Annotated in this window: 11 protein-coding genes, 1 tRNA gene and 2 pseudogenes; 7 read left to right on the top strand and 7 right to left on the bottom strand. The window is 68.9% G+C overall.

All coding sequences use genetic code 11. The features are described 5' to 3' along the window. A partial coding sequence (locus ACFYXB_RS39485; RefSeq protein WP_389589830.1) for an MFS transporter occupies positions 1-255 on the bottom strand: 255 nt, incomplete at its 3' end. A gap of 225 nt (positions 256-480) precedes the next feature. Then, positions 481-1125, bottom strand: a complete 645-nt coding sequence (locus ACFYXB_RS39480; protein ID WP_351344889.1) for a TetR/AcrR family transcriptional regulator — start codon at positions 1123-1125, stop codon at positions 481-483. 298 nt (positions 1126-1423) lie between these two features. Here ACFYXB_RS39480 and ACFYXB_RS39475 point away from each other — a divergent pair, with 298 nt between their 5' ends. Next, on the top strand, positions 1424-2713 hold the full coding sequence (locus ACFYXB_RS39475) for a M6 family metalloprotease domain-containing protein (protein ID WP_389589828.1): 1290 nt from the start codon (positions 1424-1426) through the stop codon (positions 2711-2713). 16 nt (positions 2714-2729) lie between these two features. Here ACFYXB_RS39475 and ACFYXB_RS39470 read toward each other — a convergent pair whose 3' ends face one another. Further along, positions 2730-3914 carry a PucR family transcriptional regulator gene (locus ACFYXB_RS39470; protein ID WP_389589826.1) on the bottom strand — a complete coding sequence of 395 codons (1185 nt, stop codon included), beginning with the start codon at positions 3912-3914 and terminating at the stop codon, positions 2730-2732. Positions 3915-4073: 159 nt separating this feature from the next. Here ACFYXB_RS39470 and ACFYXB_RS39465 point away from each other — a divergent pair, with 159 nt between their 5' ends. Together ACFYXB_RS39465 and ACFYXB_RS39460 are read left to right on the top strand one after the other, a co-directional pair. Then, complete coding sequence (locus tag ACFYXB_RS39465; protein ID WP_389589825.1) at positions 4074-5561, top strand: long-chain fatty acid--CoA ligase; 1488 nt, start codon at positions 4074-4076, stop codon at positions 5559-5561. 183 nt (positions 5562-5744) lie between these two features. Next, positions 5745-5817: transfer RNA gene (locus tag ACFYXB_RS39460), tRNA-Arg, on the top strand. Between the two features lie 96 nt (positions 5818-5913). On the opposite strand, the gene ACFYXB_RS39455 is transcribed toward ACFYXB_RS39460, so the two are convergent. Beyond that, entirely contained in the window at positions 5914-6729 is an 816-nt protein-coding gene (locus ACFYXB_RS39455; protein WP_389589824.1) for a site-specific integrase, read from the bottom strand. Positions 6730-7263: 534 nt separating this feature from the next. Further along, entirely contained in the window at positions 7264-12828 is a 5565-nt protein-coding gene (locus ACFYXB_RS39450) for a GH92 family glycosyl hydrolase (RefSeq protein WP_389589822.1), read from the bottom strand. Between the two features lie 1046 nt (positions 12829-13874). Between ACFYXB_RS39450 and ACFYXB_RS39445 the strand changes: the two genes are divergently transcribed. Continuing rightward, the gene (locus tag ACFYXB_RS39445) at positions 13875-14144 is read left to right on the top strand and encodes a hypothetical protein (protein WP_389589820.1); all 270 of its coding nucleotides are present in this window, start codon (positions 13875-13877) and stop codon (positions 14142-14144) included. Positions 14145-14439: 295 nt separating this feature from the next. Here ACFYXB_RS39445 and ACFYXB_RS39440 read toward each other — a convergent pair whose 3' ends face one another. Continuing rightward, positions 14440-14985 carry a DinB family protein gene (locus ACFYXB_RS39440; protein ID WP_389589818.1) on the bottom strand — a complete coding sequence of 182 codons (546 nt, stop codon included), beginning with the start codon at positions 14983-14985 and terminating at the stop codon, positions 14440-14442. 495 nt (positions 14986-15480) lie between these two features. On the opposite strand from ACFYXB_RS39440, the gene ACFYXB_RS39435 reads away from it, so the two are divergent. Then, positions 15481-16041, top strand: a complete 561-nt coding sequence (locus ACFYXB_RS39435) for a hypothetical protein (RefSeq protein ID WP_389589833.1) — start codon at positions 15481-15483, stop codon at positions 16039-16041. Beyond that, positions 16032-16289: pseudogene (locus ACFYXB_RS39430) on the top strand (Hsp70 family protein); the annotation flags it as partial. The gene ACFYXB_RS39435 and the pseudogene ACFYXB_RS39430, both read left to right, overlap by 10 nt. A 590-nt stretch (positions 16290-16879) precedes the next feature. On the opposite strand, the gene ACFYXB_RS39425 reads toward ACFYXB_RS39430, so the two are convergent. Further along, on the bottom strand, positions 16880-18625 hold the full coding sequence (locus ACFYXB_RS39425; protein WP_389589817.1) for a TerD family protein: 1746 nt from the start codon (positions 18623-18625) through the stop codon (positions 16880-16882). A 162-nt stretch (positions 18626-18787) separates the two neighbouring features. Between ACFYXB_RS39425 and ACFYXB_RS39420 the strand changes: the two are divergent. Further along, positions 18788-18952: pseudogene (locus ACFYXB_RS39420) on the top strand (SAM-dependent methyltransferase); the annotation flags it as partial. Positions 18953-19041: the final 89 nt, after the last annotated feature.

Genomic DNA, 19041 nt, shown 5'->3' with positions numbered 1-19041 from the left:
GGCGCGCTTGCGGCCCCACAGGTCCGCGATCCGGCCGCCGAACAGGAGCAGACCGCCGAAGGCGAGGGCGTAGGCCGTGACGACCCACTGCCGGTTGCCGTCGGATATGCCCAGATCCTGCTGGGCGGAGGGCAGGGCGATGTTCACGATGGTGGCGTCCAGGACGACCATCAGCTGGGCGAGCGCGATGAACACAAGCGCTTTCCAGCGATTGGCGTCGAGGGCGCCGCGGGCCTTCGAGGCTGTTTCAGACATGGAGGTATCCACTCCGGGACTTCGTGACGGAAATTCGGGACTTCGTGCCCGAAAAGGGCGTCGAAAAGGACGTCGAGAGATAGGGAACGGTGACTGGAGGTGGCGGCGCGTCCACGTCGACGGCCGGAAGTTTGGTGTCGTAGTGAGGACCGGAGTTCGGCGCGGAACCAATCGGTCAGGTCACGCGAGGTCGGTCCGGTGGGTCGGGTCGGGCGTCGGGTCGGTTCAGGCTCGGCGCAGGTCCTCCATGGTCACGGCCGTGCCCGGCAGGACGGCTCGGGCCGGGGCCCGCAGCCCGTCCAGGAACAGCTGCAGATGACGGTGGACGAAGCGATCGGCGCTGAAGCAGCCCGTGCCCGCCGGAGGTCTGCTGAGCTGGGCCACGGCGACCATCAGGTCGCCGACGCCGATGTCGGTGCGCAGCAGTCCGGCCGACTTCGCGCGGTCCATCAGCTCCTCGATGAGCCGCTCGACCCGCTCGCGCGCGGCCTCCAGGTCCGGGTGGAACTTGTCGAACGTGCTGGAGATCATCGGACACAGGGCGCTGATCCGCTCGTCGGCGGAGACGTGCACGAAGCGCTCCAGCGCCTCGAACTCGTCGCCGCCGTCCGCGAGGGCCTGCTTCGCCGCCCGCACCGTACGGTCGATGACCGAGCACACGACCTCGCGGACCAGCGCGTCGCGGTCCGGGAAGTTCCGGTACAGCGTCGCGTTGCCCACGCCGGCCCGGCGGGCGATCTCGTCGAGCGGCACGTCCGGGCCGTACTCGACGAACATCTCCCGGGCGGCGGTGACGATCCGCTCCCGGTTGCGCAGGGCGTCGGCGCGGGGCCGGGTCGTCTTGCGCTGCACGGGGGTCGCGGTGGTCACGACGTCCTCCTCGGTCGGGCCGGATTGCTCTGCTTCGTCTGCTGTGGCTTTGCTTCGTCTGCCGGTGGCGATCCGGGGAGAAGGTCCCCGTTTCGCTCGGACACAGGTCCAAACGGGGAAACGATCCCCGGTTATTTCCTACCCCCAGGAAGAATCCATGTGACCTGTCTCACACCCTTGTGGGGGTACGAAACCCACGATCGGCTCCTCCAGCGCGCGCCCTCCGCCCTGTCGACACAGGGTGATCGCAAGGGTGCAGCCGGAAGCCGGCGGCTGCCGTGGAGCGAAAGGTCCATGCATGCAGCCGCAGCCCAGCAACCGTCGCATACGCGCGCGCCGCGCGGCGTCCCTCGCATGTGTGACCGCCCTCATCCTGGCGCTGACCACGTCGGCCGGGACCGGGGTCTTCGCCCCGGGTTCCACCACCACCGGCGCCGACCCGGTCGCCGCGCTGGCCCGTGCCACCGCGCTCGGCCCCTGCCTGATCAACGGCCGTCGCGAGATCCAGATGACCGAAGGCATCCCCACCCCCGGCGGCTACTCCCGTTCCACCGGCACCGTCCACGCCCTGACCCTGATGGTCGACTTCTCCGACGCGCCCGGCGAGGGCAGCGCGCTCGACCGCTACCACGAGTTCTTCCCGAAGACCCAGGACTGGTTCCGCGCCGCCTCCTACGGCCGGCTCGACTACCGCCCCGAGGCGCCGATCAAACACTGGCTGCGGATGCCGAAGTCGTTCAAGGAGTACGGCATAGAGCGCGGCGCCCCCTTCGACCCCGGCTACCGCCAGTTGGTCCAGGACATCGTGGCCGCCGCCGATCCCGAGGTGGACTTCGGCTCGTACAACCTCCTGAACGTCCTGATCACCCCGAACGCGGGCCCCTCCGCCCTGGACACGGTCCTGTCCGTGACCTTCGCCAGCAACGCGGACGCCCCCGTCGCCGACGGCGTCCCCGTCGCCAACGCGTCCTTCATCTACTCCCGCCAGGACGACGGCTCGGGCTCCTACTCCCGCACCGGCTACCGCGTCCTGCCGCACGAGAACGGCCATGTCTTCGGCCTGCCCGACCTCTACACCCAGGACGGCGGGGGTGCGGTCGGCCACTGGGACATCATGAGCGAGGACTGGGGCGCCAACAACGACCTGCTCGGCTGGCACAAGTGGAAGCTGGGCTGGCTGGACACCTCCCAGGTGAGCTGCGCGGCGGCCCGCGGCAGCACCGAGTACAAGCTGACCCCGCTGAACCGGCCCGGCGGCCGCAAGCTCGTCTTCGTCCCGATCGACGGACGGACCGGCTACGCCCTGGAGCTGCGCACCAAGGGCGGCAACGACGAGACCGTGTGCCATCCGGGCATCCTCGTCTACAAGGTCGACGCGAACGTCGACACCGGGCGCGGCCCGATCACGGTGTACGACTCCCACCGCCACAGCGGCGGCTGCACCCTCAGCCCGAACGTCCAGGTGGAACTCTCCGACGCTCCGTTCGCGCCCGGCGAGACGTTCAAGGACCCGAAGCACGGGATCACCGTGGAGGTGTCGGGGGCGGATCTGGGCGGGCACTACACGGTGCGGGTGACGCGGAAGTAGGGGGGTGGGGCGGGGCTTACCGCGGCAGCAGCCGCAGCGCATGCAGGGCGGTGCCGAGGTCGGCGAGCGCGGTGGGATCGGAGAGCGACCGCCCCGTCAACTCCTCGATGCGCCGCAGTCGGTAGCGCACGGTGTTCGGGTGGACGAAGAGCCGTTCCGCGGCCTCGGCGGCGGCGCCGCCCGCGGTGAACCAGTGTCCGAGGGTCTGCAGCAGACGCGCGCGCTCCGCCTCGGGCAGTTCCAGCACCGGGCCCAGGACGACCTCCACCAGCCGTGCCGCTTCCGCCGGGGCGGCCGCGACCAGCATGGCGAGGGGACTGTCGTCGAAGCGGGCCACCCCAGGCCCGTCGCCCGGCAACCCGTCCAGCGCCAGCCGGGCGAAGCGCAGGGCCTGCGGTGTGTCGCGCAGCGAGTCGAAACGGGGACTGACCCCCACCCGTGCCCCGCGTGCTCCACCCGGCCCACGCCGGCGCAGTGCGCGCAAAATCACGGTCTCCGCGTCGTGATGCGCGAGCGAGACCAGCCCGATCTGCGCGTCGGGCAACAGCCGCCAGGCCGACGGCACATGGGCCTCCCGCAGCGTCCGCTCGATCCCGGGCAGCGGCTCCTGCCCGGGGTCCGGTACGGACGCGGCCACCACCGCGTACGGTCCCCGCTCGGGCAGGCCGAGCTGCCCGGCCGCCTCCCACTGCGTCGTACGGTCCGCGAGGGCGCCCGTGAACAGCGCCTCGACCAGGGCCGAACGGCGCGCTTCACGCCGGAGCGCCAGTTCCGCGCTGGCCTCGCGGTAGGAGGCGGCGACGGCCTCCGCGTACCGGCCGAACAGGGCCCAGACCTCCGACGAGCCCGCCACGAGCTGCGCGTCCGTGACCCCCGGATGCCGCTGGGCCTCGTCGATCATCTGCGACCAGAAGTACTCGAACCCGACCCGGTAGGCGTGCAGGGTGTCCGCCAGCGGCACACCCTGCTCGGCGCGCAGCCGGCCCGTCTCCTGCGCGGGCCGCACGTCGGGATCCGTACCGAACGCGAAGTGCCCGAGCAGCAGGTCGGCGTTGGCCGTGCACGACTCCCGCAGCGACTCGAAGGGGATCAGCGTCTCGTCCGTGTACGACGCGACCTCCGCGCGGATGCGCAGCGCCATGTGCTCACCCAGCTCCGCGAGCCGCGCACGCAGGGCCGTACCGGGGTCCGAGAGACTCATAAGCGCAGCGTACGGCGACCCGATTGTCCTCAGGCACAATCCCGGGCCGCACGAGCTGTCCGCGCGGCCATGGACCCCTCCCCTCGCGGCGGCGACCATGCCGTCAGCGGCGAGGGCGCAACCTCGTAAACGCCGCGCACATGGATGCAAGGAGGCATCGTGGCGAACCTGGCGGAATTCCTGGTGGAGACGGCACGCCGGCAACCCGAACGGCCGGCGCTGCGGCTGGGTAGGGCGACGACCACCTACGCCGAGTTGGACCGGCTGAGCGCCCAGGTCGCCACACTGCTGGCCACCGAGGGCCTGCGCACCGGCGACCGGGTCGCCCTGATGCTGCCGAACGTGCCCGAGTTCGTCGCTCTCTACTACGGCATCCTGCGCGCCGGCGGCATCGTGGTCCCGCTGAACCCGCTTCTGAAGTCCCGGGAGACCGAGTACCACCTGAGGGACTCCGGAGCCGCGCTGCTCTTCGAGTGGCACGCGGCGCCCGGCGAGGGAGCACAGGGCGCGGCCGCCGCGGGCGTACGGCACATAGTGGTGGAACCCACGGCTTTCGCAGCCGAGTTGGCGCAACTGGAGCCGCTCCACGACACCGCCGCCGTGGCCGGCGGCGACATCGCCGTCCTCCTCTACACCTCCGGCACCACGGGCCGCCCCAAGGGCGCCGCACTCACCCACGCCGGACTGCGTCACAACACCGAGGTCAACGTCGCCGAGGTGCAGCATCTGGCGCCCGAGGACGTGATCGTCGGCTGTCTGCCGCTGTTCCACATCTTCGGCCAGACCTGCACGATGAACACCGCGGTCCTCCGCGGTGCGTCGCTCACGCTCATCCCGCGTTTCGACCCGGCGGCGGTGCTCGACGCGATCGCCCGCGACCGGGCGACGGTGTTCGAGGGCGTGCCCACGATGTACGCGGCCCTGCTCCACCATCCGGCCGAGGCCGACGTCTCCACCCTGCGCATGTGCATCTCCGGCGGCGCGTCGCTGCCGGTGGAACTGCTGCGCGGGTTCGAGCGCCGCTTCGGCTGCGCCGTGCTGGAGGGCTACGGCATGTCCGAGACCAGCCCGGTCGTCACCTTCAACCACCTCGACCGCCCGCGCAAGCCCGGCTCCATCGGCACGCCCATCCGCGACGTCGAGGTACGGCTGCTCGACGACACCGGTCGCGACGTTGCACCCGGTGAGGTCGGCGAACTGGCGGTGCGCGGACCGAACGTGATGAAGGAGTACTGGAACCGCCCGGAGGAAACGGCCGCCGCAGTCCCCGACGGCTGGCTGCGCACCGGCGACCTGGCCCGGCGGGACGAGGACGGCTACCTCTACATCGTCGACCGCAAGAAGGACCTCATCATCCGCGGCGGCTACAACGTCTACCCGCGCGAAATAGAGGAGGTCCTGCACGAGCACCCCGCGGTAGCCCTGGCCGCCGTCATCGGCGTCCCCGACGAGCGCCTGGGCGAGGAGGTGGCGGCGGCGATCGTCCTACGCCCCGGCGCCGAGGAAACCGCCGCCCAGCTCCAGGAGTTCGTCCGCGACCGGGTGGCCGCGTACAAGTACCCGCGCCGCGTGTGGCTGACGGACGCATTGCCAATGGGCCCGAGCGGCAAGATCCTGAAGCGCGAGATCACGGCGCCGCAGTCCTGAGGGCTCCCAGGGCGCGTCTCCACGCCCTGGCACCTGGCCGTCCCCTCCCACGATTCGCCACCCCACCCCCCACCGCTGATCCGCTACCCTGTCAGGGACCGCGCTGTACGGCGGTCCAGACCCTTGCCGGAGCGCGGGCGAATGCTCACTCAGAGTATTCCTCCACGTTTTCCGCAAGGCCCCGCCTTCGTAGCTCAGGGGATAGAGCACCGCTCTCCTAAAGCGGGTGTCGGCAGTTCGAATCTGCCCGGGGGCACAGGCTCTGACCTGCGTCGGAGCATCGAACAGGCCCCCCGAAGTGATCTTCGGGGGGCCTGTTCGGCTTCAAGGGGAACGAAAGGGGAACGCGCCGTTATGCAGCGTCCTCCTGGGGAACGTCGGCAGCATCCTCTGGGGGAACGTCGGCCTTCTCTTCCGGCTCCTGGGCGAGGTCTCGATGCGCCGGCGACTTGCGCGGAACGAGAGCAAGCGGCGCCTCGGCCTGGGCTTCCTCGAACTGCGGCAGCACCGAGGTGTAGGTGTCGGCGGTCAGCGAGAAGGAGGCGTGCCCGAGCAGCACCTGGATGGCCTTCATGTGCAGGCCGGCGGCCAGAGACAGCGTCGCCGCGCAGTGCCGCAGGTCGTGCAGCCGCACCGGCGGCAGGTCGAGCTTCTTCATCAGCCGCATGAACACCTGCGACAGGTACTCCGGGTGGTAGGCGCCGCCGTCCTCCCAGGTGAACACCAGGCCCGTGTTCTTCCAGACCTTGGCGGCCTCCTCCCAGTCGGCACGCTCCTTGGCCTGCCGCGCCTGCCACAGTTCCAGCAGCTTGCGGGTCTCGGAGTCCAACTTGATCGTCCGCGCGCCGCTTTCGCTCTTGGGGGTGTCCTCCCACACGTCGTACGAAGAGGCCACCAGCTGCTCACTGATGTGGACGGTGCCCAGCCTCAGGTCGGTCTCCGCCCACGGAAGGCCGACCGCCTCACCGCGGCGCAGCCCCCGGAAGACCATCAGGTGGAACATCGGGTACAGGCGGTGCCCGGCGACAGCGTCCAGGAACTCCCCCGTCTGCTCCGGCGTCCACACCATGACCTTGCCGGGCTTCTCGCCGGTCTGGCGCCACGCCTCGATCCGGGCCCGTGTCCATAGGACCGGTTTGGGGCGGACGTACCTACCCAGGACACCCACGGAGGGCGGGGACTTCGCCCCTTCATCGCATCAAGAGTTGTGGTTGCGGCCTTCTGTGGTGGATGCGGTGATCTCGGCTGCCGCGCGTTCGGCTTCCTCTCGCACGTCCGTGTCGGGGTGGTTGAGGAAGGGCTCGATCAGTGGGCGTGCCTCCGGTTCGCGTGCGCGCGTGACGCCGGCACGCCGGGCGCCGGTTCCCGACCCAACATACTTCATCACATGCGGTGTCTTTGGGGAGAATTCTCACTCAACAGTGCATTTCGGCTGTAAACACTGATGTGTCCGACCAGGCAGGCGCATCAGGCGCCTGCCGTGAAAGGAGCACGGAATGCGGGTTTCCCGTCTTGCCGCCGCGCTGGGCGTTGCGGCCGCCGTCCTGCTGGGCGGTGCCACTGGCGCCAGCGCCGAGCGTGAGCCCCCGCCATGACGCGCTCCATGGGCATGTGCCGGCCGGGTCGTACCAGTCGGGAAACCGCCGGTGGGCGGGGCCGTGACCACGGCCCCGCCCACCGGCGCGTTTTGAACTACCTCGGCTCAGTGCCGGCTGACCGTGAAGGGCAGCCGGACATGAGTCACCGAATCAGCGCCGGCCAGCGTGATGCTGGTCGAACCCGGCTTCGCTGTCCCCGGAACGCTGATGGTCGCGCCAGAGATGACGCCATCACCGTTCGCGTGCACGGTGATGGAGGCGAGGCCGTTACCGAATCTGATCGTGACCGCTTCGTTCGGCGCGAACCCGGAACCATTGACGGTGATCGCCGTACCGCGCGGTCCCGAGGTGTTCGACAGCAGCACCTGCGGTCGGTATGCCGGCACTGCCGGCTCCTCGGTCACCTGGACGGTTGCCGTCGCCGGTGTCCGCGAGGACTTACCGGCGGCGGTGATGGCGTACCGGCCTGGCTGCGCGTCATCGGACGCGGCAATCGATGCGTGTACCGCTCCCGCCGCCGTGGCCGCGACCGTCAAGGTGCGCGCCGGGCTGGTGCCGAGCTTGACGGTCACCTGCTCGCCGGCGGCGAACCCGCTGCCGTTGATGGTGATCGAGTCACCGGCAGAGACGGTGCCGGATGCCGACGCCGAGATCGACGGCTGCAAACTCGCCTTGCCCACGGTCACGGTGAACGTCTCGGTACTGCTCGAGAGCGTGTCCCATGTGGTGACGTGCACTGTGTACGTGCCCTCCTGCACGTACGTGTGTTGTCCGCTTATCGCACCGGACGAGTCGACCGTGGCGTCATCCGGAACCGTGCCGTCACCCCACTGGACGCGGGCCTGGTAGCCCGTCGAGCCCGGGACGCCACCGGTCACCGAACCGAGGTCCGCCGAGAGGACCTTCCCCGGGGTGGCCGTCTGGTCCTTGGGGGCGGTGGTCGCCAGCTTGGCGTCCGGCGTGCCGTCATGGGCGATGGCGAACACGTGGATCCGGCCCGCCGAGCCCGGGTCGCCGGACTGCGTCGGCAGGGTCACCGAGACCAGCGTCTTGCCCGACGGGATCTGGTACGGCGAGGTGGCGAACAGGAACGGCTGGGCGCCGTCCCGGCTCGTGCCGAGCAGTCGGTACGCGGCCTTGGCGACGACGATGTTGCCGTAGGACGGCGTGCCGTTGGCGTTGCCGCCCAGCGTCCAGTCGCTCATCTGGATCGGGATGACGGCGGTGCTGCCGTCACTGAACGTCGCCGTGCCGGTGGTGCTCTGGTTGCCCTGCGTTCCGGCGCCGATGAACGAGATGCTCTTCGCGTCATCCGGCAGGTTGAGCGCGATCGTGCTGCCGTTGCCGGTCGCGTTGTCCGGCTGTCCCGCCGGAACCGTCGGCAGCGTGAAGCGCAGCGCCGTTCCAGGTACCTCGTGCTCCTGGCCCTGGGTCACGCCCGCCGCCTCAAGAGCGGCACGCGAGTACGCCCACGACTTGCTGTCGCAGTTCGCCGCGAGGACGCCCTCGTCTCCGATGCACACGGTGTCGAATGCCGCGGTGAGGCTGGAACTCGGCGCGTAGCCGACGTCGACGCCCACCGTTCCCGAGCCCTGGCCGGCGCCGTCGCCCACCGTGACACTGGCCTGGTAGTAACCCGGCTTGTCGTAGGTGTGCGAGCCGCTGACGCTGTACACGCCCCGGGAGCTCAGGTCCAGGGTGCCTGCCGTGGCCGGTGAGCCGTCACCCCAGTTGATCGTGGCCTGGTAGCCGCTCGCAGTGCCTCCGGTGACAGTCGCCAGCGGCACCGACGCCGCGACGCCGGACGTCGCGTGCACGCTGCTCGCCGCGGAGACGGCGATGGCGCCGCCACCGAGTTGGACATCGCCGCCTGCGAGCAACTCGACCTCGGCGAGGTTCGTCTGCGCGGCGCCGAGGGTCTTGTTCACGACCAGGCGGAACCGTGCGAACTTCCCCAAATTGCCGATCTTGAACGGCCGGGTCTGGCCGCGCGACGCGAAGACCTCGCCCTTGCGGGAGTCGACGGTGGTCCAGGTGATCCCGTCGTTGGAGCCCTGCAGCTTCCAATCCGTCGGGTCGCCCGCACTCGCCCCCGAGGTGAGGGTGTAGTACGTCGGCATCTGCTTACCGCTGCGGAAAACCCAGTTCACCTGCGGCGTGCCGTCGGTGAAGGTCATCTGCGTGGTCGACGAGTCGTCGAACAGCTTCGACGCGTCCTGCCCGTCGCTCGCGGTCGCGGTGCCGAGGCCGGGGCCCGTGGTGTCCTGCAACGGCTTGGGCACCTCGTTGCCCTTGGTCAGCGACGAAGGCGCGTCGTTCTTGCCGGTGCCCCAGGACGACGGGTTCGGGCCCATCTGGAAGTCGATCGTGCCGCCATGGTCGAGCACGGACGAGTCGATGGACACGCCCTGCTGCGTCTTCCCGTTGACCTTCACACTCTGCACGTAGACGTTCTTCGTGCTGTTGCCCGGCGCGTTGACGACGATGTCGCCGCTCTCGCGGTGGACGGTCATCTGGGCGAACTGCGGTGAACCGATGGCCCAGTTGGAGGAGCCCGCCTGAAGCGGGTAGATACCCAGCGAGCTGAGGATGTACCACGACGACATCTCGCCGTTGTCCTCGTCACCCGGGTAGCCCTGGCCGATCTCGTCGCCGACGTAGAGGCGCTGCAGGATCTCCCGCACGATCGCCTGCGTCTTGGACGGCGCACCGGCGTAGTCGTACATGTACGGTATGTGGTGCGACGGCTGGTTGCTCATGCCGAGCTGGCCCATGCGCACCGCACTCGCCTCGAGCATCTCGTGGATCGTGCCGCCGTACCCGCCGGGCCTGTCGGCGTTCTCCGGGGTGGCGAAGAACTGGTCCAGCTTCTGCTCCAGTGCCTTCTGCCCGCCGTACAGGTTGGCCAGGCCCTGGCCGTCCTGCTGCGCGGTGAACGCGAAGTTCCACCCGTCGGTCTCCGTGTAGACGCCGCCCCAGTCCCTGGGGTCGCCGGCGAGGAACTTGCCGTTGGCCTCACGTCCCTCGAAGAACTTCGTGTTCGTGTCGAAGAGGTTGACGTAGTTGCGGGCACGCTCCAGGAAGTACTGCGACTCCTCCTTAAGCCGCTTGCGCTCCGACTTCGGTGTGGCCGGGTCCTTGGCCAGGGCCGCGCCCATGTTCCCGATGCCGTAGTCGTTGATGAAACCTTCCAGCGCCCACGACACCGACTCGCCGGTGGAGGTCGGCGTGTAGCCGAGGAACAGCGACTTCTCGATGCCCTTGCGGCCGACCTCGCTGCGCCCGGACGCAACGGTCGCGTCCTTGACAGCCGCGTCATACGCGGCGAGCGGGTCGGGCACCTTGACGCCGTTGAGGTAGGCCTCGGCCAGCGCGACGTTCGAGCTCGTGCCGGTCATCAGGTCGGCGTAACCAGGTGACGACCAGCGGGCTATCCAGCCGCCGTCGCGGTACTGCTGGACGAACCCGTCGGCGATCTTGGCCGCGATGTCCGGGTACAGCAGCGAGTACGCGGGCCACACGGTGCGGTAGGTGTCCCAGAACCCGTTGTTGACGTAGATCTGCCCGTCGACGACCTTCGCGCCGGTCTGCGTGGCGGTCGACGTGCCGGTCGGCGCCGACACCGGACTCGCGTACTGCCAGTGCGGCGCGGCGGCGGTACCGGTGTTCTCCGACTGCGAGTTCGGGTACAGGTTCAGTCGGTAGAGGTTCGAGTACAGCGTGACCTTCTGCGTCTCGGTCGCGCCCTTCACCTCGATCCGGCCGAGCCGGTCGTTCCACGCCACGGTGGCGGCGGCGTGGATCTGGTCGAAGCTCTTACCGGTGACCTCCAGGTCGAGATTCCGGTGAGCCTGGTCGACCGAGATGAACGACGTCGCGATACGCATCGTCACTTGCGAGCTCGCGGAGGTGTCGAACGTGGCGGACGTGGCGGAGGACGCCGTCGGCGCGCGGTCGAAGGTGCCGTACACGAACATCCGGCTGCGACCGGCTGACAGACCGCTGCCGTTGTCGACCCAGCCGCTGAAGGTGCCGTCCGTACCGATGGAGAACGTGCCGTTGTAGAAGACGAGGCTTCCGGTGGCCTTTCCGGACGGGAAGGTGAACTGCATGATCCCACCGTGGTCGGTGGGCGACATCTGCGCGATCAGGCCGTTCTGCAGAGTGACCTGGTAGAGGTCCGGCCGCGCGATCTCGTCGTTGTGGGTGAAGGCGAGTGCGCGTGTGCTGGGCGCTCCGGTGAGCGATCCGCCGACCGACACCGGCATGACCGACATCTGGTTGCGGTCACCCATCCACGGGCTGGGCTCGTGCGAGAGCGCAAGTCCCTGCAGCATGGGCAGATTGGCCGCGTTGTTGCCCTGCTGGTAGTCGTACTCCCAGGAGTTGGACGTGGCGTTGGTGACCGGCGTGAAGAAGTTGAAGCCGTTCGGCATCGCCGAAATCGGCAGGTTGTTGCCGCGCGAGAACGAGCCCGAGGCGTTGGACCCGCGCCGCGTGTCGACGTACTTGGTCGGGCTGGAGCCGTCGATCGGCGTCGGTGTGCCCGCCACAGAGATGTCGTCGAGCCAGCCCTGGAAACGAGTCGAGGCGGTTGCCTTGGGATCGTCGTAGGCGAGCAGGACGCGGTCGATCGTCTTGCCGTTCGCGACCGCCCCGATGTCGGACTGGACCGCGTTCCACTGGTCGGCGTAGAGCACCTTCGACGCGCCCTGACCGGCGGCCGTCAGCGCGTAGCCGTGCTGGTCGACGGGCGAAAGCCCACTCAGGTAGCTGCCGTCGGTGAAGTGCAGGTCGACAGCCGCGTAGGTGGACGGGTACTGAGCGTCCTTGCCCGTGAACTCGGGGAAGATCTTGTACGACAGCCGGGTCTTCGGCCCGACCGGGATGTTGACGTCGAACAGCTTGTTGGTCGCGTACGAGCGACCGTCGGCTTGGGCGCCGCCCGAGTACCGCAGCGAAGCCACTCCGGTGAATCCGGCCCCTGACTTCATGTTGTAGCCACTGACCGGACCGGCGCCGACGACGCTGACCATCGGGGTGGCCGGCGGCATGACGTTCGAGCCGTCGCTGATGTTCCAGTCGGCGAGCTGGACGATCGAGTCACCGGAGTTCGCGGTGACGTTCAGCCGGTAGTAGCTGTAGGCGGTCGTGTTGGTGAAGCTGTAGGTGTTGGTGGCGAACCGTCCGCTGAAGCTCACCCCCGTGCGTGTGTCCAGGTCGGTCCACGCGCTGCCGTCGTTAGACCCCTGGACGGTGAAGTCCTTTGGGTCGCGGCCCGGCGCGTCGTTCGCAGAGGTCAGCGAGTACTTCACCACCGTCGCGGGCTTGGCCAGCCGGTAGGCCACCCAGCCGGTCTTGTCGAACGCCAGCCACTTGGTGGACGGATTGGCGTCCTTGAGGTTCGTGGCGGCTTCGCCCGGCGGGTTCTCGGCGCTCGCGGTCACCGCGCTGACCTGGTCAAGCAGGCTCCCGGGCAGTCCGGAGGGGCTCGATCCGCTCAGGTTCGTCTGGACCGGCTTGCCGTTCGCGTCGAGCTCGACTGTGCTAGTCGCGGGTTGCGGGTCGGCCGACTCGAACGAGGAGCTGAAGTTGCCGGGCGGCGCCGCGGCGCTCGCCGCGGGTGCGACGACGAGCACGCCCACCGGCAGCGACAGGGCTATAGCCACGCTGACCCATCTTCGGAGGGACAGTAGGCGAGCAAAGGGGGACCGAGACACAACGGGGCCTTTCATCGATAGGGGTCGAGAGCGTCGAAGGGCGGGGTGGAGAATCTGGTTGCCGCGGTCGATCGACCGCGATGGATCGCGCGTACGCCTCATGGGCACTCGGGGGCTTGCCGCATGCCGACCCTGGATCGGCACTCAAGAAGCGGTTCGGCTCCGACGGCGAGTCAGCGCGGCGCGGAGCCAGGTGAGTTGCCGTAAGCGTGCGGCAACCGCCGTGACCACTTCTGTGAGTTGGTACGTAGACCTTGAACCATGCGGAAGCTCCATGAAAGGGATGGCGAACTCGTGGAAGGGCACACCCAGCCAAAGATCGCGATTAGCCTGATCCTCTCGGACAACGTTGTCAAGACTGATCGCGCAACCTCCTCGAAGCAGCACCGTGTCCGGACGCACCGCAGCCGTATCGCGGGCAGCCCCGGTGAGGGAGGCGGTGCAGCTATGCCGCCGGGAACGGGCGATCGCTCAGGGTGAACCGAAGTCTCCTGCCACCGAGTTCACCCTCGTCGTCAATCGGCGCAGCGTCACGGCAGACGTTCCTCGGGCACCCGCACCTCAGCTACCGGCTCGCGTCCCGGTCCGTTTCTACCTCGGCAACTGCGGTGTACGGCGGGGTCAGTTCCGGTCGGCTGTGTTGGGTGGAGCGGCCGGCCTCATGTCGGGGAAGGGCATGAGGACGACTGCCCCGTCCTGCGGCCAGAGGCAGCCAATGGGCCCTGTGCATCATGAAAACTGCACGTCAGATGGCCTGGTGTGCGTAGGCGTCGGGAGGCTCGGGCAAGTCTGGGGCGGTAGTCCACCGACAAGGTCATCCGTCAGCGGGCGACTTCCCGGTTCGTCAGCACCAGCAGGGCCCGCACCAGCGCGGTCGCCCACCTCGGATCCGTGCGGACCTTGCCGAGGACGCGCCAGACACCTCACGATGCCAACGCGTCAAGTTCGGGCGACGAGTTCGGGGGGAATGCGGTGAGTTCGTCGAACAGCGTGCGGTGCTGAAGGCAGTGGTAGAGCTGGCCGAGCATGCCCGGCGCCTGGAACGACGGCTCTCCGAGCTCATGGGCGAGCAGGCATGGCGGGAATCGGGGCTCGGTGCCCCCGCCGACCAGGAGGAACTTCAGCGCCGGGTCTCCCGCCTGGAGCAGGCGAACACCGAGCTGTCGGCGCGGCTGGAGGAGAGGGACGCGGAGCTGGAGGCTGCCCGCGTTGCCAACCGCGAGCTGACCCGGGCCCTGAACCAGAAGGGAGCCGCGGACGGGTAGCTCAGGTCGATGGGCGGCAGCAGTTCGTCCAGCAGCAATCGGATGCGCGTGCCCGGGTCAGTGGTGTCGGTCGCGCGGTACTCGGCGGTGACACTCCTGTCGTGATGGATGTGGGGCAGAAGAAGCCGGCTTCCACCTTCACCGGGACGGCTGCTCCGTTCGTCCGGAGACGGAGGGAGCACCGTTTCGCCACGTTCCCGGGACGGTGGCCTGACCGGGAGGAAGGAGATAGCTGCTGACCCCGGCCGTTGTCTGGCGGCACACGGCCGCCGGACAAGGTCGCCCGCCTCCGAAATCAGACGCCTTCGCGTAGGTACAGGTCGCGCAGCAGGCCGATCTCGCCGCCGTGATGCGCGACCTCGACCAGAGCGTGCAGCGCGAGCTTCAGATAGGTCTCATCGGCCCAACCGCCGGGGCCCAGGCCCATCGGCGCCAACAGGCGCTTGTCGCCGAGGGCTGCGATACGGGAGATGAAGTGCTCCCAGTCCTCGGCGAGCGCCTGCACGCCCTCTTTCGCGGTGCCCGGCCACTCGTGGCGGTCGCCGAACTCGGGGACGTCCTCGAAGAAGTGGATCACATAGCCGCGCAGGCAGAGGCTGCCGATGTGCCAGATGCGCCAGGCGATCGTCGTGATGGGGTCCGGCGCCTCCGGACTCGATTCCGGAAATAGCGTGGCGACGCGGAAGACACCGTCGTCGCCGGGGCGGATGCTGATGCAGTCGCTGACCGGCTCCCAGTGGTACTCGGCGTCGGTCAGGTCCTCAAGGCGCTCGAACAGCCGGGATCGCGCGCGTTCGAAGATCGCGAGAATGTTCCGCGTGACGGGGTCGGGCACGATCATGTCAGCCATGTCAACTCCAGGGCTCGGTGGTTTCGGGTCGGTCGGGATGATCAGGATCGACGGGTCGGCCGACCCGGTCACATGCCGCCGCCTCGTAGGTGTCACCGGGTGCGAGCAGGCTGGTGACGCCGAAGCCCGTAACCGCCACCGACACCGCCCCTGCGATGTCGGTGGAGCGACCGCCTGCTGCGGCTGACTGGGCGGAGCCTCGGCGGCCCGACCGCCGCCGGGGCTTCACCTGAACTGGCGATACCACCACACCTGTTGCGCCTGCTAGCGTCAATGAAACCGGCGCTGAGCTGCATGAAGCCCCATCGGCTAGCCTCACGCCACAGTCGCTCCCCCAGAGAATTCCTGACGGTCAGGGAAGTGCACGGCAACGCTCTCGCGAGCTCGTAATGCGTAGGCCTCGGGCTCGAATCCCGAAAGCGGCTCCACGAGAAAAAACCGGGTCAGTGTCTATGACCTGGCCCTTTCTCATTCCTTGATCGGCTCGTGGTCTTCACCACCACCCCCGGACAGCCCTGGTGGTCCCTGCCCGTCCGCCCCGGCGAGCGCGCCTACGAGTTCGACCCCGACACCGGCGGACCCGCCGCCGGCAGCGGACGCCCCTACCCGCACCCCGTCCTCCCGCGCGAGATCGCCGCCCTGGAGGAGGAACGCTGCGGCCCCTACCGCGACGCCTTCGGCCTGTGCACCGGCTGCGGACTACGCGGCCGCGTCGAACGCCGCTGCACCGCCGACGACCCCGACCCGCTCCCGCGAGTCCCTGCGCGCCCCGCACGCCCAGCCCTGGAAGTGGGTGCCCTGCCCGCACGCCTGCGGCTACGTCGGCACGCCGGAGATCCGCCCCAGCATCCTGTACGGACTGATCCCGCAGATCAGCCCCTCCGCCACGCCGGCCGACCCGGCACTGAGCGACTCTGCAGGCGATCTTGGGGGGTCCGCCGCCGACATCAAGGCCGGCCGGACAAGGCGACAGCCCCCGTCTGCGCCCACCTGATCTACGGCATCGTCCTCGGCGTGAAGCTCACCGCGCGCTGCCCGGAGTCATGACGAAGGTCATCGAGCGGAACACCACCATCCCGACGAAGCGCAGCGAGATCTTCGTAACCGGGGCGAGAAACCAGACGACCGTGGTCCTACACATCCTCGAAGGCGAGCGTGAACAGGCCTCGGAGAACAAATCCCTCGCCATCCTCCAACTTACCGATCTGCCACCACACCCCAAGGGCACACCGCTGGTCGAAGTTGGCATCGACATCGACGCCAACGGGATCATGCATGTCGTAGCCAAGGAACTCCGCGTCGCCGACTCAGTGGCCACATTCGCCGGCCGGACGTGGCGGACCATCGTGAACCGTTCCTCCGCCGCTCAAGCCGCCGCCCTCGTCCGCTCACCCCGCTGGCAGTCCCTCCACAACCTCATACCCGGCGGCCAGGTACCGTCCGAGCCCCCCGAGTCCTGAAACCCACCGCAGCGTCCCCCGGCCCGAACGGCAAGGTCACCGGGAACTGGGGCAAGACGCCCGCGATAGTCCCGTACGTCGTGGCGCACGTCGGCTTGGAAGCCCTGGAGCGACGCCTCGGCAGCAGCCCGAGCGAGACCGACAACGCCGAGGCCCTGCCTCCGTCGTTTCGGTGGCGGGCTTTCTGCTGCCCGGCATGATGCGGTACCCCCTGGGTAACCGTGACGACCCCCCTGGCCGGCACGGCATCCGGCCCGCGGCATACGGGACGGCGTGAGCACGAAAGAAGTACCGTCGCACAGGCGGGCCTGAACGCAGCGAAGTGTCCGTCATCCCATGGGCCGACGGACCGTGCGGCGAAAGGTGCCCCCCTCATGCCGTCGGTGATGAAGCGGCAGCACCGTCCCCCTTGGGGCCGGGGGTAGTCATTCCACGTGCACGCCGTGGGCTCGGGCGAGTCCGTCGAGGCCGTCGGCCCAACCTTGGCCGACCGCGCGTAGCTTCCATGTGGGCTGGCCGCTGGTGGTGTGCCGGTACAGCTCCGCGATGACCATGGCGCGGATGTCGGGGTCGGAGGGCGGCTGGAATGTCCAGGCAGCACCGCTGGCGCAGTCGAAGGAGAGCGAGGCATGGGTGAGAGAGCCGCAGGTGAGGCCGGTATCGACATCCATGTTGATCGCGATCGTGACGCGCTGGATGTGAGCGGACAGGGCTGCGAGGTGGACGGCTGCGCGTTCGACGGTGTGCTGGCCCTCGACCTGCTTGCCGAGGAGGCGAGCCGCGCCCTGGGCGGCGGAGGGCTGGTTGTAGAAGACGAAGTCCTCGTCGCCGGTCACCCGGCTCTCGCTGTCGGTCAGGAAGAGGGTGAGATCCGCGTCGGCGCCGGCGAAGGTGAAGGCGATGAGCAGCCCTTGCCAGGCTTCTTCCGGCAGCGTCAGGGTCTGTCCTGGGACGAGCGCAGTCGCAGGGCTGGGACCCGGCGCCGTGGGGGCGGGCGGTTGCGCTGGAGCGGACTGGCTCTTCCACTCGGCGAAGGGGCGGATCCGGTAGGGATCTTGCTGCGCGTGGTGTGCGGCAGGAACGTGGGCGCGAAGGTCTCCGTCCAGGTCGGCCAGGGTCGTATCGCCGGACCCGGCGTCGTCCTGGGCGTGGTCGAGAAGACTCTGCAGTCCAGGCAGCCGGCTGGTGTCCAGGGGCTTGATGGTGCTGGACAGGTTGCCGGAAGCCGTTGTGGTCACCGAGCAGGCGACGTCCTGGCCGATATCGAGGAACCTCAGCGCGTCTCCCGTCTCCCGCCACGGGCCGGCTTCGATGGCCTGGCGCGTCCAGCGGCCGTAGGCCACGAAGCCGAGTCGTTGGGTGTCCGGCAGTCGCGTGAGCACGGCCAGATCAATGGCGGTGATCCCCGGCGCGGTGGCAAAGCCTTCCTTGAGCGTGGCGATGATGTTCGACCCCATGGAGGTGAGCCACCACAGGGTGCGGTCCCGCTTGCTGAGCGTTTTGAGGGTGGGGCGACCACTGGAAGTGACTCCGGGCGTCTGGTCGGGCAGCGAGTCGATGTCCTGGTGTCGCATCACGACGGACAGGACAGAGCCGTCGACTCCTACTGCGCACCCCGCGGCGGGGTTGTCGGCGAAGGCGTAGTTGACCACCTCACAGACGGTCTCCTCGTCGTTCGCGATGAGGGACTGCCACCACTGATTGGCCTCACCGGTCAATTGGCCATGGACAGCGTGCAGGCGAGCCTGTTCGGCGGCCAGGTAGTTCGGCGCGTCTTCCTCCGCCCTTCTCTTCGCTGCCGACCGGTCGGCGCGGGCGAATACACCCAGCCCCACGAGGTGGTGAGCCTGGGCTTCCGCCAGGGCCCAGGGCATGCCGAGCTGAGGCGGTTCCGGAACCACCGGTGGCTGGAACGGAGGGAAGGACTGCAGGTGGACGCTGGTCGTCTGCCGTCGCAGCTCCTGCAACTGGGCGATCGCGGCATCGCGCTCCGCCTCCTGCTGAGCCCGCTCGGCTTGCCGGCGAGCACGGTCCAGCTGTGCCGCTGAGGGGGCGACGGCCCGGGAACGCGTGGCGCGACTCGTGCTGGTGCGGCGGCGCCCTCCGCTCAGCGAGCTGGAGGCGTAGAACGGGCCCAGCCCGGACGAGATCCGGGTGCCTCCGCTGCCCATGCTGATGCGTGCCGCCCGGGGCCCTACGGAAGTCCGCACCCCCCGGGTCGAGACCCGCACGCTCAGTCCCGGCACACCAACGCGAAAGCCGAACCCCATGGCCCCTCCCCTTGCTTCCGAGAGGAGGAGTCTGTCACCCCTGCCGAGATGCCGACACATGGACATCCGCACTGGCACTGCCTGGACATCGGCGCCGGCACCTGCACCATGGCCCGCCTCCTGCTGAGTCGAGCCAACGTCGCGGACGTACTCGCCGTCGACCGCAACGTGCGCTTTCTCACCGACCACCCCGTCCCGGGCCTCACCGCCTTGGAGGCGGACAACACCGGCGCGCACACTTTCGCCACGCCGGTCACCGAGATCGACGAGCGGGGAGCCGGTGACGCGGTCGACGTCCTCGAGACAGGAGCCGGCGG

The sequence above is a fragment of the Streptomyces sp. NPDC002619 genome, assembly GCF_042889305.1.
Taxonomy (GTDB): domain Bacteria; phylum Actinomycetota; class Actinomycetes; order Streptomycetales; family Streptomycetaceae; genus Streptomyces.
This window is presented reverse-complemented; position numbering and strand designations above follow the sequence as displayed.